This is a genomic window from Microbacterium sp. Ag1 (assembly GCF_001005635.1).
GTDB classification, from domain to species: Bacteria; Actinomycetota; Actinomycetes; order Actinomycetales; family Microbacteriaceae; genus Microbacterium; species Microbacterium oxydans.
The window spans coordinates 367,485-381,965 of sequence record NZ_LBCR01000033.1; the positions used below are offsets into that span (position 1 = coordinate 367,485).

17 protein-coding genes are annotated in these 14,481 nt (G+C 61.5%); 13 read left to right on the forward strand and 4 right to left on the reverse strand.

Annotation, left to right across the window (positions count from 1 at the left end; all coding sequences use genetic code 11):
• Positions 1-78 precede the first annotated feature (78 nt).
• From AAY78_RS16670 to AAY78_RS19810, 13 genes are all read left to right on the forward strand, one after another.
• Entirely contained in the window at positions 79-1,035 is a 957-nt protein-coding gene (locus AAY78_RS16670; protein WP_197077714.1) for a phage portal protein, read from the forward strand.
• Positions 1,028-2,668 (forward strand): phage major capsid protein, encoded by a 1,641-nt coding sequence (locus AAY78_RS16675; protein WP_046749384.1) that lies wholly within the window; start codon positions 1,028-1,030, stop codon positions 2,666-2,668. Before AAY78_RS16670 ends, AAY78_RS16675 begins: the two co-directional genes overlap by 8 nt.
• Positions 2,669-3,009: 341 nt before the next feature.
• On the forward strand, positions 3,010-3,363 hold the full coding sequence (locus tag AAY78_RS16680; protein ID WP_046749385.1) for a hypothetical protein: 354 nt from the start codon (positions 3,010-3,012) through the stop codon (positions 3,361-3,363).
• A 9-nt stretch (positions 3,364-3,372) separates the two neighbouring features.
• Positions 3,373-3,786: a hypothetical protein gene (locus AAY78_RS16685; RefSeq protein WP_046749386.1), complete on the forward strand. Its 414-nt coding sequence runs from the start codon at positions 3,373-3,375 to the stop codon at positions 3,784-3,786.
• 5 nt (positions 3,787-3,791) lie between these two features.
• Positions 3,792-4,280 carry a hypothetical protein gene (locus tag AAY78_RS16690; protein ID WP_046749387.1) on the forward strand — a complete coding sequence of 163 codons (489 nt, stop codon included), beginning with the start codon at positions 3,792-3,794 and terminating at the stop codon, positions 4,278-4,280.
• A 3-nt stretch (positions 4,281-4,283) separates the two neighbouring features.
• Complete coding sequence (locus AAY78_RS16695; protein WP_046749388.1) at positions 4,284-5,402, forward strand: hypothetical protein; 1,119 nt, start codon at positions 4,284-4,286, stop codon at positions 5,400-5,402.
• On the forward strand, positions 5,399-5,767 hold the full coding sequence (locus AAY78_RS16700) for a hypothetical protein (RefSeq protein ID WP_046749389.1): 369 nt from the start codon (positions 5,399-5,401) through the stop codon (positions 5,765-5,767). Before AAY78_RS16695 ends, AAY78_RS16700 begins: the two co-directional genes overlap by 4 nt.
• Positions 5,764-8,475 (forward strand): hypothetical protein, encoded by a 2,712-nt coding sequence (locus tag AAY78_RS16705; RefSeq protein WP_156172677.1) that lies wholly within the window; start codon positions 5,764-5,766, stop codon positions 8,473-8,475. The genes AAY78_RS16700 and AAY78_RS16705 overlap by 4 nt, the downstream gene beginning before the upstream one ends.
• A 1-nt stretch (position 8,476) precedes the next feature.
• Entirely contained in the window at positions 8,477-8,734 is a 258-nt protein-coding gene (locus AAY78_RS19800) for a hypothetical protein (RefSeq protein ID WP_156172678.1), read from the forward strand.
• Between the two features lie 3 nt (positions 8,735-8,737).
• Complete coding sequence (locus tag AAY78_RS20290) at positions 8,738-9,469, forward strand: fibronectin type III domain-containing protein (protein WP_082108730.1); 732 nt, start codon at positions 8,738-8,740, stop codon at positions 9,467-9,469.
• On the forward strand, positions 9,469-9,696 hold the full coding sequence (locus AAY78_RS19805) for a hypothetical protein (protein ID WP_156172679.1): 228 nt from the start codon (positions 9,469-9,471) through the stop codon (positions 9,694-9,696). The genes AAY78_RS20290 and AAY78_RS19805 overlap by 1 nt, the downstream gene beginning before the upstream one ends.
• A gap of 263 nt (positions 9,697-9,959) precedes the next feature.
• Positions 9,960-10,295: a histone-like nucleoid-structuring protein Lsr2 gene (locus tag AAY78_RS16715; RefSeq protein WP_046749392.1), complete on the forward strand. Its 336-nt coding sequence runs from the start codon at positions 9,960-9,962 to the stop codon at positions 10,293-10,295.
• Between the two features lies 1 nt (position 10,296).
• Entirely contained in the window at positions 10,297-10,440 is a 144-nt protein-coding gene (locus AAY78_RS19810; protein WP_156172680.1) for a hypothetical protein, read from the forward strand.
• A gap of 118 nt (positions 10,441-10,558) precedes the next feature.
• Here the strand turns inward: AAY78_RS19810 and AAY78_RS16720 are convergent, their stop codons facing one another.
• From AAY78_RS16720 to AAY78_RS20135, 4 genes are read right to left on the reverse strand one after another with little or no spacing between them, the layout of a single operon-like run.
• Positions 10,559-11,353 carry a TlyA family RNA methyltransferase gene (locus AAY78_RS16720; protein WP_046749393.1) on the reverse strand — a complete coding sequence of 265 codons (795 nt, stop codon included), beginning with the start codon at positions 11,351-11,353 and terminating at the stop codon, positions 10,559-10,561.
• Positions 11,350-11,526, reverse strand: a complete 177-nt coding sequence (locus AAY78_RS19965; RefSeq protein ID WP_164734087.1) for a hypothetical protein — start codon at positions 11,524-11,526, stop codon at positions 11,350-11,352. Before AAY78_RS19965 ends, AAY78_RS16720 begins: the two co-directional genes overlap by 4 nt.
• Before the next feature lie 51 nt (positions 11,527-11,577).
• Positions 11,578-12,615, reverse strand: a complete 1,038-nt coding sequence (locus AAY78_RS16725; RefSeq protein ID WP_046749394.1) for an HAD-IIA family hydrolase — start codon at positions 12,613-12,615, stop codon at positions 11,578-11,580.
• On the reverse strand, positions 12,615-14,396 hold the full coding sequence (locus AAY78_RS20135; RefSeq protein WP_231589738.1) for a primosomal protein: 1,782 nt from the start codon (positions 14,394-14,396) through the stop codon (positions 12,615-12,617). Before AAY78_RS20135 ends, AAY78_RS16725 begins: the two co-directional genes overlap by 1 nt.
• Positions 14,397-14,481 lie beyond the last annotated feature (85 nt).

Sequence of the window (14,481 nt, forward strand, 5' to 3'; positions counted from 1 at the left end):
TATATGTGGCCTTTCAACAAGCAAGGGAAGCTAGAAGAGTTTCTAGCCAATAACCCTCGCTCCCTCAGCATCGCTGAGGTGGAATCGCCATACTTCACATCTAATGCTTCGATAGTCGCCTGGTCTGATCACTTCAAGGGATATGACGACGTAGTTACCCGTGAAACCGCGGTACAGATTCCTCCTGTAGCCAAGGCCGAGAAGGTTCTAAAGACCCTCGCTGATGTGCCGCTAGTCGCGTATCGCGGCATTGATCCGGTCGCTACTCAGCCCGCCTGGCTACAGCGCACGGACGGTGCCGTGTCGCCATGGCACCGCATGGCCTACACGATCACCGACCTCTTCTACGACGGCTGGTCCGTTTGGTATGTCGAGCGGGGAGCCGCTGGCCAGATCATGCGCGCCGCTCACGTTCCGAAGAGCCGCATAGAGGTTGTTGACGGTGGCTTGAAGATCGACGGCGAACCGATGAAGCGGGAAGATGTCATCTTCTTTGCCGGTCCTGATCGCGGTCTCCTCTTCGAGGCCGCCGACACCATTCGTGGAGCACGCGCCATCACTAAGGCGTGGGTGGGCCGCACGCAGACTCCTATCCCCCTCACGGTCATCAAGGAAGCGCTTGAGAACCACGGACTCACCAAGGACGAAATCAAGACCGTCATTGACGACTGGGTAGCCGCGCGACAGTCCCCCACGGGTGCGACGGGCTTCCTGCCGTACGGCCTAGAACTCGAAACTCACACAGGCGTTGACGACGCCCTTCTCTTCACAGAAGGCCGGAACAACATCCGCTTGGACATCGCGAACTTCGCGAACATTCCCGCCGCCATGTTGGACGGCTCCACGGCTACCGCCTCCCTCACCTACGTCACGCAGGAGGGACAGCGCTCCACCTTCAACGAGCAAAGCGTCCGCTACTGGCTCGCCCCGATTGAGCACCGCCTGTCACTGGACGACTGCGTACCCGCAGGTCAGCGAGTCCGCTTCGACATCGCGTATCTCAACAACTCCCCGCAGGAGGTCACAAGTGACTGACGCAATCGAGACCACCGGCGCACTCTTCGCCAACGTCGAGGACCGCACCGTAAGGGGACGCCTCTTCACCTGGGGCGAACAGTCCCGCACATCGCAGACCGGGCATCAGGTCGCCTTCGCCAAGGGCACGCTCAAGACCCCTCGCGATATCACGGCGCTGAACGCCAATATCTCGCACGACCACTACAAGCCCGCCGCTCGCTTCACGTCAATTGAGGACGACGGTATCGGCCTTGTAGCGGAGTTCAAGATTGCGGATTCCGAGGAAGGCGACGAGCTCCTAGCTGGCATCGCCTCAGGACGCCTGGCCCGCCTTTCTGCCGAAGTCTCGCGCCTCATCACGCGCGGCAAGGAAGCCGTGTCCGGCGTGCTCAGCGGAGCCGCGTTCGTGGAAGAAGGCGCATTCGCTAGTGCCGCTCTCTTCGCCATCGGCGATGTCACCGAGGCCGACGAAGAGGAACCGCAGGCGGTGGAAAAGACGCCCCTGGCTCAGGCAATCCAAGAGGCCGTACAGGCCGTGGTGGACGAGTACACGGACTCCACGAACGCCGACGCAGAACCAACGGTCGAGGTAGTCACCGACGCCGAAACAGACGCTTCTGAGACTCCCTCAGAAGAAACCCAAACAGAGGAAACGATTATGACTGACGTTGTAATTCCTGAGGGAGTCCAGGTACAGACTCCAGAAGACAAGAAGGCTGACACTAGCGCCGGTGCGCTATTCGCCGCACTTGCCTATGCAAAGCAAAGCGGCGACCAGAGCGTACTTGCTCCGTTCGCTGGCGGTAACGCCAACTTTGCTATTGCGAACATCCAGCAGAGCGGTCCTTCCGCCGTCACCATTGGTGCCGATACCGGAGTACCCGCCTTCCTTGGTGAGATGTGGACCAAGAAGAGCTACAGCCGCAAGTATTGGAACCTTGTCCAGAACGCTCCGCTCACGAGCTTCAAGGTCACTGGCTGGAAGTGGGACGCTGGCAAGGAGCCTGTAGTTGCCGCTTACGCCGGTAACACCGCTGAGGTTCCTTCCAACGCCGTTGACACTGTGCCAGTCTCCGCCGATGCCCGCCGCATCGCTGGTGGCCACCGTATCGACCGTAAGTTCTTCGATTTCAACGATCAGGAAGTTATCGCTTCCTACTTCCGTCAGATGACGGAGAGCTACGCCCGCGTATCCGACCTTGACATTCTCGCCAAGATCGTAGCCGCCGCGACCACCACGACACCCGGCACCGTTCCTTCTGGAATCGCCAAGGGTCTAGCCGCTGTCATCGACGGTGCCCTAGATGTCATCCAGACCGAGAACACCCCGTCATTCGCCATCGTCTCCCCCGAGCTGTGGCGCGACATCGTTCTCACTGGCAAGAACGACGTTCTTGGATTCCTGTCCGCTGGCTTCGGTCTTGAAGAGGGTTCACTTTCGGGCTTCTCCATCATCCCTGGCGCTGTCGGTACCGGAAAGGTTGTTGTTGGCGCTCGCGAAGCCATGACGGCTTTTGAGCTTCCTGGCTCGCCTATCCGTGTTGAAGGTCTCGCACCGCACAACGGCGCGATTGATCCTGCCCTTTACGGATACATCGCGGACATCACCAACAACGCCGCCGCTATCCGCATCGTCACCACGGCTTCCTGAGGACGAGGGAGCGTAGGCAATGGCTGAGTGGCACACAATCTCTAGCATCCGGGCTGAATGGCAGGATGCAGAGCAGATTGACGACGCCCTTCTAGAGGAACTTCTAGAGGTCGCTCAGGATGCCGTCATTGCCTACGCTCCCGCCCGCCCTTCCGGGGGTCCGCCGCCGACCAACTATCGCGTAGCTCAGATGATGCACGTTCGCAATCTATGGAACGCGGCACGAGTAGCCGCAGATGGCACAGCCGGTGGCGAGACCTTCGAGCTAGCGGCACGCCCTCTGGATTGGCACGTAAAGCAGGTTCTGCGCCCGCTCAGAGCGCTTTGGCAGGTGGGCTGACATGTCGGTACGCGAGTTCCTAAATGAGAGCCTACGGCCACTTCTTCCGAGTAGCTGGGTTGTTTACGACTTCGACAAGACCATAAGCAACATCGCGAAGGTCACCGTCCTCTACGTGCACAAGAGCGTAGAGCCAGGGCCACAGGTGAACAGCCTCAGCCATGTGGTTTCGATTCTTGTTCTTGATCCGACGCAGGCCGAAAAGACCGCGGACGATCATCTCGACGACCACATGGAGGACTTGATTCCTGCCATGCGCAATGTACCCAACATTCAGTTCCTTCGAGCTGAGAAGGGCACCCGCGATGGGTTCCCTTGCTGGGACATCCAACTTCAAATCCAGACCACTTCCTAAGGAATCATCATGGCAACTATCGCCGTAAACCCCTTCATCTTGAAGGACGTTCTACTCACTCTCGATGCTGACAACTACGAGGCTCACGTTTCGCAAGTCGAGTTCACGCCTTCCTCAAGTCCTCAGACCTGGCAGGGTCTCACCCCTACCGCCACTTTCACCGACGTGACCACGGCTACGTGGACATGTGTCCTGAACTATGCACAGGACTGGTCCAACCCGGACAGCCTCAGCTACAAGCTCCACGCCGAAGAGGGCGCGGAATGGCCTGTGGTCTTCAAGCCTGTATCCGGCTCCGGTCCGACTGTCACGGCCACGCTCATCGTCAGCCCTGGTGCCATCGGTGGAACGGTCAACAGCTACGCCACCGCCTCCGTGACGCTAGCCGTCAAGGGCAAGCCCGCTCTCGTACCTGCCGCCTGATTCTGATGGTTGTCCAGATCGATGTTTCTGAGAGCCGGGAGATGCAAGCCGCCCTCCTGGCTCTCAAGACCGTCGGTAAGGAAACCAAGGCTCAAGTACGCAAGTACACCCGGCCAATGGTTCAGCAGGAGTGGAAGAAGGGTCTTGAAGCTAAGTCCTCTTCCAAGCTGGATCAGAAGGTACTAGTCAAGTCCGCGTCCGTCACCGTTCGAGATACCAACGTTGTTCTCAAGTCCGGTGCCAAGGGCAAGCTCAAGGAATTGACGAAGCCGGTTGAGTTCGGTTCAGACCGTGACTCCTGGCGTGAGTATCAAGGCCGCTCCCCTAAGGGCAAGTCCTACAAGGTCAAGCGCCATACCCGCCGCCAGTTGGCGTGGCACAGGCGAGAAGGACGACTTGTCTACCCGACAGCTAACGACCTCATCCCCCGCATTGCATCGCTCTGGGTGCAAACCGTCATCAAGACGTTCTACGAAGCTCTCGAAAGGAAGTGAGCCATGGCTGATGGAATCAACATCCCCATCAACGGTGATGCTTCTAAGTTCGTCAACGCCGCTGGCGATGCTGAGAGCGCCCTTGAGAAGGTCAGCGACTCTCTCGATGACATGGCGAGGGACACCAAGAAGGGTGCCGACAAGGCCGAGGACGCAGTAGACAAGCTGGCTGACTCGTTCGATGACGCACGCCGCGCGGTCAAGAATCTGGAGGACGCCGGCGACAAGGCCGGCGACTCTGTACGCAAGTCCATGAAGCACGCCGAAGAAGGCGTTGATGAGTTCAAGTCCGAGGCCGCACAGACGGCCAAGGAATCCGCCGCTTCGTTCGATGGCTCCTTTGAGTCCATCGGTGACGTAATTCAGGAAGTAGCCGCCAACGCTTTTGCTGGCTTTGGTCCAGCTGGTGCCGCCGCTGGTATTGCTGTCGCTGCCGGTGCTGGTGTGATGATCGAGGCCATCACCAAGGTTGGTGAAGCGTTCGACGGTGCTCGCGAAGCCGCCTTCACCATGGCCTATGACGTAGGTGGCGCTCTCACACAGGCGGGTGTGCAGGCCCGTATGGCTGAGTGGACCAGCGACACCGAGAAGTGGAAGCAGGTCACAGACCTTTCCGTTGCTTCTGGCTGGGAACAGATCGACGTGCTCAAGGCACTGGCCAACGGTGGCGATGACCTAGACCGCCTATCCACCGCGTTCGCCAAGAACGGCGCACAGTCCATGCTCACGCAAGGACGCCTCTGGGAGCTAGAAGCCGCCATCGCGGGAACCAAGGACGGATACATGTCCGGCTCTCAGGCCGCTGAGGTCAACGCGGCGGCTCTCTACGACTATGCACAGTCGGTGGGTACCGCGACCGGTGAAACCGACGCTCTAGGTAACGCCATCTACGCATTGCCTGATGGCACGGAAGTTGTAGTGAACGCCGAGACAAAGCGTGCTTCTGACAACATCAACGCCTTCCAAGGTCGCGTCAACGCCGTCACCGGAAAGACCGTTGGTGTGAATGCGGATACGTCTGCCGCGTCCGCTGGACTCAATAACTGGATCAGCCAGAACAACGGCAAGACGATCAAAGTCTACGGAAAGTACATTTCCCCGGCAGGAAGTAACGTGCCATGACCTCTGCAATCACTGTAAATGATGGATTGGGGTTCACGCTCAATCCCTCCCTCGTACTGGGCTACCAGACCTCCCGTGAGTCTCTGAACACTATTCACGACCTCATCGGCGGAGGGATCGCCGTCACGCTCGTTCGTCCGCGTCCCCGCTCGGGCACGTTGGCTCTCTTCTTTCCCACAGAAGGCGGGGCGTTCTTCGCGCTTGAGAAGCACGCGCTGGAAACCACGTTCACACTGACTGACACTGACCGTCCTTCAGTGAACATGACCTACGTAACGCACGGCTCCACAGACCTCGCTCTCGATCCAGAGACCCGTAACCGCTGGGTACTGACCGTGGGCTATCAGGAGGTCGAGACCTCATGACAACCGCGCTCGTAAGGCCAGAGGCCAAGGCAACAATCACGGTCAAGGAACCGGTAGTTGTTGTGCCTTCGGTTCCCGTCTACACAAACGATGGCACGTCATCGTCAGGATGGACCGTCTCCTTTAGCGCGAACGGCTCTGGCGCAACTGGGGCATCCATCGCGCTTTCGTCCGGTGGCTCCACGCCTTCCAGGCTCTATCTATTCACTCAAGGAGGCGTGACGACAGTAAACCCCACGCCGTCTGTAACTGCGTCGCGCACGATCACGGGGTTTACTGTCGGTCGCGCCGCCACGTTGTCCGGCGTCGTGCAGGCGTCCGGGGCCGCGCGCATTCGGTTGCGCATCGGATCGAACGCCACGCCGTGGCACGCCCTCACAACCGAGGGAACAGTAAGCGTGGCCTTCACGCCCGCTACCACCTCACTGGTCTTGTATATCGAGATTGAGGACAACCCATCCTCAAGCTCTAGCTCTACGGCGGCGACTGGCTATATCGACAACATTCGCATTGAACATTCTCCGATCACGACCCTGACACCTGAATTGACCATTACTCAAGGCAAGGTGTCGCTGGACGAGAACTACTCGCCTTATGCGATGGCGCGTGTCACGGTCCCGATGACCTCCGAGGAAGTCCTAGAGCAGATCGATCCTCGCGACAATCAGCGCATCACCATTGCCACGACTGAGGCAACCAGCGGCGTTACCCGTGAATACGATCTACAGCTTCGCTCTCGCTCTGCCGATCACAAGGCTCTGTCTATTGACCTGGAGCTTGCTTCTGACGAGTTGATGCTTCACGACCGCGTGAATGTATCGACCTCAGTAGACAACTCACCGCGTCAATACGAGTCGAGCCTTCGAAGCGTCTGCGAGTGGGCGCTAGGCAAGATTCCAAGCGTCGTCCGTAACCTCATCGCCAATCCTCGCGGCAACGTCGCCACCAACTGGGCCGCGACTGTGGGAAGCGGAGCCGCATCAGCGGTGACCACAGCGACGACGGTAGGTATGAACGTCGGCGGTCTGGGAATCGATACGTTCCTCCGCGCCGAGGCCACGAGTGCCGGAACCTACATCGACCTCCGCAACCCGACACAGGACGGTGTGCTGACCGGTGCTGGAGGAAGTGTGACGGCTTCCGCGTGGGTACGTCCATCAAGCATTTCCGGCGTCACGGGACGCGTATATGTGCAGTTCTACAACGCGAGCAACACGCTCATCAGCACCATCACTTCAGACCCCTTCACGCTCACGTCTGGAGCCTGGACCCGCATCTATGCAACCGGGGCCATCCCTACCGGAGCTACCCGGACTTACAACGTGTTCCGCGCAGTGGGGACCGTCACCAGCGGCTCACGTCTGGATGCTACGGCGTTCCTTGTCGAGGAGTCTCCACGGCTAAACCCCTTCAAGGAGAAGGTGTTGGTAGCGGGCACAGCCGACGCGGACGTGACCGCGCGTTGGTCCGCTGAGAATGCGATCTTGAATCCCAATGTGGCGAACCTCACTGGGTACGCGGGAGCAGGAAACTGCAACCTCACACACGGCACCACAGCCAATGCAGGCGTTGAAGGCACCACCGGTTTCGCCATCGCAACGGCTCCCGCTGCCGGGCAATCCTTCGTATCTGCGCCTCAGACGGTGAGCACTCGCAAGGGTGACATGTGGACCTTCAGTTGCTACATGTTCCGAGGCTCCGGGATGCCCGCCGTCAACGGCATTCTCCGTGTCTACGAGATGGACAGCAGTAGCGGAATCCTTCGCAAGATCGAGTCCACACCAAAGGTCATTCCACTAGGTGGGTCACTCCCCTATACCTGGGATCGCTACTCCGTCACGTTCACGGTCCAGAACCCGAACACCTCCAAGCTCGCCGTCTACGGCTCCTACATGGCGACCGCCGCAGGGCAGTCAGTCGGCATGGACGGATTCATGTTGACAGAGGGTCCGCTACTCCTGCCGTTCTTCTCAGGTTCGACCGTTCCATCTGGGTACGTCACCAACTGGACCGGAGCCACGCCGGTTGCCAACAACTCCGTTAGCGAGCGACGACCATCAGACGGCATTGAACGTCTTCCCGAACTATTCGACTGGAAGCCAGGACAGAGCCTCTTCGACTTCCTACAGCCGCTCATCAACGCATCCGGCCTTCGTCTCTTCTGTGATGAAAGCCGGGTGTGGAGATTGGTCAACCCGAACGAGTACGAGGTTCCTGGCTACGTAGTGGCACAGGCGAAGTTCAACGCAACTGAGGGTGAAGACCTCATCACGCGCAATGAAGACACATGGGCAGACGCCGTTGTCGTCATCTACTCGTGGAGCGACAGCGGCGGCGAGTCCAAGACCGCATACGACGTAGCCGGAGACCCAACGGGCAAGGCCGTGGTTCGCGAACTGAGTCGTGAATATCCGGGACCAGGAGCGGCACAGCACATCCTCAATTCGCTTCAGGGACGTGGACGTACGCAGACCGTCACCGTGCTTGGACAGTACGGCGCGACGCCCGGTCAGGACGCGACTATCTCGCTTCCCGGCACCTACCCACAGACCGGAAAGGTGCGCCGGGTGACCTTCGATCTTTCCTCCGGATTGATGGATGTCGAAACACGAGGACTTACCGACGCTCTACCCGGCTCATGGGCCACATGGAACCCATCTCAGAAGTGGGTAGACGTCACACCAACTCTCAAGTGGAAGGACGCTTGACATGGCACTTGGAGACCAGACGCTAGCCGCAGGCTGGACAACTGTTAACCCCAACACCGACCTTGTAAAGGACGGTGCCGACGAGATTACGAAGACCCGAGACATGGCGGCATCGGTGAAGCTGGAGACCCGTCCAGTGAACCGTGGCGGTACTGGAGCTACCTCAGCTACCGAAGCCCTTAAGAACTTGGGTATCTACGTTCAGGCCGCTGATCCCGGACATGCCAACGGGCGTGTGTGGATCAAGATTCCGGCGTGAGTCATGACCACTATTGGAAGTGCTACCACCGGTTCAGGTGGAACACTCATCATTGATGATGATGGAACGAACCTCCGTTTCTACCTCTCGCAAAGTCAATCCGCTACGTTCATCGGTAGCCCTGGCGCGAACTGGTCTGGAGTCATCAACGGCGTCAACGTGGGCGGTAAGTGGACGTGGGGATCGGGGGGAGGCACACGCCTCATCGCGGGACCGTGGGCTGTCGGATACACACAGAACGTGTCATTCAGTATCGGCGCAACAGGCACACAAGGTTTTGGTGGAGGAAACACGGCCTATGCCACGCCTTTCCGTGCCACCGCGCCGGGTGCGCCAGGCCAGCCGTCAGCCTCTCAGATCACCCCAACATCTATGAGGATGTCCTGGAGCATCCCCGGTAATGGTGGCTCTGCCATTGACCAGATGCTTCTTCGACGTTCCACAAACCCCGGCTTCGTGGGCTACGTCGATTACACCTGGAGCGGGTCTAGTGTGACCTCCTACGTTGCCACCGGCCTTGATCCTGCAACCACCTATTACTGGAGGGTCTACGCGCACAACTCGGTTGGCTACTCCTCACCATCTGCCACCACTCAAACGCTCACCGCCTCCGGAGCGTACGTATCAGTGAACGGCACATGGGTGCCAGTGCCGGTCTACACGTCCAACGGCAGTGCTTGGACAGCACTTGCGCCACTCATCTCCAACGGCACAACCTGGAACGGAGCGGTCTGATGCTGACCAACTATCCGAAGACTCGACTCGGAATCTATCTCCTCGCCATCGCCGCGCAGGTCGCATCGTTCTTCGTGACGATCTACTCTCCGGAGTTTGCTCAGGCCTTCTCTCAGACCTCAGATGTTCTCGGAGCGCTGGCACTCGGCACAGCCGCTTCTAACCTCTCAGAGAAGCGCACAGAGCTTCCTAGTGCCCAATTTCGAGGAAGCGGGTATGACGGATGAATCCCGAAACATCATCTATCGACCTAACTAGCATCGCCGTAGCGCTTGGACGCATCGAATCTGAAGTGATGAGCATCCGAGGCATGGACGAACGACTACGCAAGGTCGAGACCGACCTAACTGAGCTAAAGGCTCGACAGTCCCCCAAGACTCCTTGGTACGTCGTAGTTGGTGGAGTCGCCGGTATCGGGTCAATCATCATCACTGCCGTGGCCGTACTGACGATAGTCGTGAAGGCGATTCCGTAGGGTATCTTCTTTGCCATGGCGCAAACAATCACTATCACTGATGACCTTGATGGCAAGCCGAACGCTGAGAAGGTCTCCTTCTCCTTCGATGGCACGGACTACTGGCTTGACCTGACACCCGAGAACAAGAAGAAGCTGGAAGCCGCACTCTCTCCGTTCATTGATCCAGCCGTCGAGTTGAAGAACACGAAGAAGAGCAACACCGGCGACTCAGCCAAGGCGACGCGACCGAAGGTGTCGGCCAAGGTGATTCGCGCCTGGGGCAACCAGAACGGCTACGTCACCGAGCGCGGTCCACTCCCCCAGGAGTTGAAGGACGCCTACAACACGCAGTTCGGTACCTCCGTCTGACATGGCACGAACCAAGGGCGCGACCAACCGCACGCCGCGCGAACTCAGAGCAGAGGCCAAGCGCCTGAATGAGAAGGCGAAGGACCGGGAGAGGATCGCCAAGCTCAAGAAGAAGCTTGAAGAGAAGTCCAAGAAGAAGAAGTAAGCGCAGACTCTCTCAAACGATCAAGGCTCATCCGCCGTGGATGGGCCTTTTTCGTGCCCACGCCGTGCCCACGAACTGGGGCAAAGACACCCGGAATCACGCGGAAGTCAGCCGAAAATCATGAATTACACGCGGCATCGATTCGACTAAGCCATTCTGTCGGATTGCTGCCCCGCCCCGGGGCGAGGTGCACGAGATACTCCGCGTTCCCGTGTGTACCGAGAATCGGGGAGGGAAGGATCCCGAGCATGCCGAGTCCCAGATCCCACGCGCTCCACACCGTTCTGGCGACGGCGTCGGCGCGCGTTGCGGGGTCGGTGACCAGACCGCCGCGGACGGCTGTGCGCCCGACTTCGAACTGGGGTTTCACGAGCAGGAGGATGTCCGACTCCGGCACTGCCACGGCGGCGACGGCCGGAAGCACGAGTTCGAGGGAGATGAACGAGAGGTCGCCGACGATGAGATCGGGTGCCGCCGTCTCGCCGGTCGCCGCGGTGAGGTTCTCGCGTGTCATGTGACGGACGTTGTAGCCCTCGACGGCGATGACGCCGGGGTCGGCGGCGATGGACGGAGCGAGTTGCCCGTGCCCGACGTCGACCGCGAGGACCGTGCGCGCGCCGCGTTCGCGCAGCACCTGCGTGAATCCGCCGGTGGATGCGCCCATGTCGAGCGCGAGACGCCCCTGCACCGGGACGGCGAAGCCGTCGAGACCCGCGATGAGCTTGTGCGCGGCCCTGCCGACGTAGTGGTCGGCTCCGGCGATCGTGATCTCGGCCCCCTCGCCGACCGACGTCGACGCCTTCACGACCGGTCGGCCATCGACACTGACGAGCCCCTCTGAGATGAGGGTCGCCGCGTGGGTGCGCGAACGGGCGAGTCCTCGGGAGGCGAGGGCGGCGTCGAGTCGCGTCATCGGGATCCCGACGTCTCCCGCTGCTCGACCTTCGCACCGGTCTCGAGGCGACGGGAGAGCTCGTCGTGCAGCGCAGAATACGCGTCGGCACGGGCGGGAAGCGGCTGACCCTCGATCAGGCGCAGCCGACTCCACAGACCATCGGTCGGTGCGCTCGTCGTCTCATCGCTCACGGTTCTACTGTACGCGGCCCCTCCGACGCAGGAGGGCGCCACGCGACGGCGTCAGGGGCGGTGGAACGGATCCTCGTAGAGACGCTCGGGAACCCGCAGCACGAACACGGGCGTTCCCGAGGCCCAGATGGCGGCAGCGCCCGCCCGCAGGAGATCGATCTGCTCTGCGGACTCCGCCACGATCTCGACATCGGCACCGGTGACACGCACGGCGGCGCCGTTGACACGGAAGATGCCGTCCTGCTGAGTCACTTCAGGGTACGGAAGATGCAGCTCGCGCAGGTCGCCGAGGATGTACGTAGGACGCGACCCCTCCGGTGCCGCCAGCACATGCTTGGGCCGATCGATGCCCGTGAGCACCAGAGCGGAGTCGATGCCCGCCCGGCTGGCGCCCATGATGTCGGTGTCCAGACGGTCACCGATGAAGAGCGCCTTCGTCGCACCGAAGCGTGCGAGCGCCTCCTGGAAGATCGGCTCCTCCGGCTTCCCCGCGACGGTCGCGAGCCGGCCGATCGCGGTGTGGACAGCGGAGACGAGCGTTCCGTTCCCCGGCGCGACGCCACGCTCCCGAGGAATCGTCCAGTCCGTATTGGTGGCGATCCACGGGATCCCGCCCTCGTCCTCCGGGAGCTTCAATGCGAAGGCCGCCTCAGCGAGATCGGTCCAGGCGACCTCGGGCGCGAAGCCCTGCACCACGGCGCTGGGTGCATCGTCCGCGCTGCGGGTGACCGTGTAACCCGCCTTCTGCACCTCGTCGACGAGCCCGTCACCGCCGATGACCAGGATCGTCGCCGGTGCGGGCACGATCTGGGCCATCAGACGCATCGCGGCCTGCGGGCTGGTGACGACATCCGTCGCCTCGACGTGGAGCCCGAGGCTGCTCAAGTGCTCAGCCACGGACGCGTCGGTCCGCGCAGCGTTGTTGGTGATGTATCCGAGCCGAGCGGACTTCGCCGCCTCGTTGAGACTCTCGACCGCGAACGGCAGTGCCCCGGGACCGGCATAGACCACCCCGTCGAGGTCGGCGAGGACAGTGTCGACACCGTCGAGCGGAGTAGGTGCCGACCGCTTCCGAGAGAACAGCGCCACTACGCCTCCGGCTCCGACTCGTCGTCCTCGTCCGCGTCCTGATCTTCGTCCTGATCCTCGCCGAGCAGCTCGCGCACCTCGTCTTCGACCGAGGGCTCTTCCTCGTCTGATGCGTCAGACTCAGCCGCATCGGACTCAGCCACATCGGACTCAGCTGCATCGGAGTCAGCTGCTTCAGACTCAGCTGCATCGGCGTCCGCTTGGGACGCCGCGGCCGAGGCGTCGTCCTCGTCGGGGAACTCGCCCTCGATGAGGCTGTCCTCGATGAAGATCTCTTCGTCGCCGGCTTCGTCGATCCCGAGTGCTTCCGCGGCGACCTCGGCACGGTGCGCCCAGAACTCCGCCTCGTCGGTGCGCCCGAGGTCTTCGAGCACGGCGGCGCGGGCAGCGAACAGAGCGGGGCTCCATTCGAACGCGCGATCAGGGTCGAGCTCGGGGATCTCCAGCTCACCGAGCGCGAGCTCGAGATCGCCCTGATCCAGCCGGGCTCCCGACATGGCGATGGCGAGTGCGACGCGGACAGGCGTTTCGAGGGCGGAGCGATCCACTGCACGCCCGGTCTCGAGCGCACGGTCGGAGCGACCGATACCCCGCTCACTGTCAACCATCAGAGCGATCTGATCGTCCTTGCCGGAGATGCGACGGTAGGTGCGCAGTTCGCGCAGCGCGAGAGCGAAGTCCTCCGTGGCGTACGCGGTGATGCCGAGGGTCTCCCGGACGATCGCGATGCGACCGGCGCGTCGGGAGGCGGCCAGTGCGTGCTGGTGGGCGAGCGCAGGATCCTCATCGATGAGCCGTGACGCCATCGCGAGGTGACGGGCGACGTGCTCGGCATTCTCCTTGCTCAGCGTCTTGAGCTCGTTGCGCGCCGCCCCGTTGAGGTCACGCGCGGTAACATCGTCGGGGATGTGGGGTTCATCGAACCGCGGACGCTCGTTGGCGGCCTGCGCCGGCCGCTCCCGACCCGCTCCCCCGCGCTGCGGGAAGGAACGCCCAGCGGAGCGGTCGCCGCCCTCGCGGTTGTAGCCACCTTCACGACGGGGTGCACCGCCATCACGGTTGTATCCGCCTTCACGACGCGGGGCACTACTGTCGCGGTTGTATCCGCCTTCGCGACGAGGGGCACCACTGTCGCGGTTGTACCCGCCTTCACGACGGGGCGCACCACTGTCACGGTTGTATCCGCCTTCACGACGAGGCGCACCACTGTCACGGTTGTATCCGCCTTCACGACGCGGGGCACCACCGTCACGACGCGGGGCACTACTGTCGCGGTTGTATCCGCCTTCACGACGCGGGGCACCACCGTCACGGTTGTATCCGCCTTCACGACGCGGGGCACCACCGTCACGGTTGTATCCGCCTTCACGTCGCGGGGCACCGCCATCACGGTTGTACCCGCCCTCACGACGCGGGGCACCACCGTCACGACGGGGAGCACCGCCATCGCGGTTGTAGCCGCCCTCACGACGGGGGGCGCCACCATCGCGGTTGTAGCCACCCTCACGACGCGGGGCACCACCGTCACGACGGGGAGCACCGCCATCGCGGTTGTAGCCGCCCTCACGACGGGGGGCGCCACCATCACGGTTGTACCCGCCCTCACGACGCGGGGCACCACCGTCACGACGGGGAGCACCGCCATCGCGGTTGTAGCCGCCCTCACGACGGGGCGCGCCATCATCGCGGCTGCTGTAGTTGGGGCGTCCGCCAGAAGCGCGGTTCCCGCGCGGTCCGTTGTCGTCGTTGCGACGCGGACGGCGCTGTTCCTCTTCTGGCATGATGCTCCCTGTTCTCTTCGTGTAAACGCAAAATGGCCACCCAACGATGGGTGGCCATTTTGTCTAAAAGGAGTCCGGCGGTGTC

Coding starts and splice junctions, on each gene's coding strand:
- AAY78_RS19810 (WP_156172680.1), top strand. CDS start 10,297: ATGGCACGAACCAAGGGCGCGACCAACCGCACGCCGCGCGAACTCAGA.
- AAY78_RS19800 (WP_156172678.1), top strand. CDS start 8,477: ATGGCACTTGGAGACCAGACGCTAGCCGCAGGCTGGACAACTGTTAAC.
- AAY78_RS20290 (WP_082108730.1), top strand. CDS start 8,738: ATGACCACTATTGGAAGTGCTACCACCGGTTCAGGTGGAACACTCATC.
- AAY78_RS16700 (WP_046749389.1), top strand. CDS start 5,399: ATGACCTCTGCAATCACTGTAAATGATGGATTGGGGTTCACGCTCAAT.
- AAY78_RS16715 (WP_046749392.1), top strand. CDS start 9,960: ATGGCGCAAACAATCACTATCACTGATGACCTTGATGGCAAGCCGAAC.
- AAY78_RS20135 (WP_231589738.1), bottom strand. CDS start 14,396: ATGCCAGAAGAGGAACAGCGCCGTCCGCGTCGCAACGACGACAACGGA.
- AAY78_RS16720 (WP_046749393.1), bottom strand. CDS start 11,353: ATGACGCGACTCGACGCCGCCCTCGCCTCCCGAGGACTCGCCCGTTCG.
- AAY78_RS19805 (WP_156172679.1), top strand. CDS start 9,469: ATGCTGACCAACTATCCGAAGACTCGACTCGGAATCTATCTCCTCGCC.
- AAY78_RS16680 (WP_046749385.1), top strand. CDS start 3,010: ATGTCGGTACGCGAGTTCCTAAATGAGAGCCTACGGCCACTTCTTCCG.
- AAY78_RS16695 (WP_046749388.1), top strand. CDS start 4,284: ATGGCTGATGGAATCAACATCCCCATCAACGGTGATGCTTCTAAGTTC.
- AAY78_RS16690 (WP_046749387.1), top strand. CDS start 3,792: ATGGTTGTCCAGATCGATGTTTCTGAGAGCCGGGAGATGCAAGCCGCC.
- AAY78_RS16705 (WP_156172677.1), top strand. CDS start 5,764: ATGACAACCGCGCTCGTAAGGCCAGAGGCCAAGGCAACAATCACGGTC.
- AAY78_RS16685 (WP_046749386.1), top strand. CDS start 3,373: ATGGCAACTATCGCCGTAAACCCCTTCATCTTGAAGGACGTTCTACTC.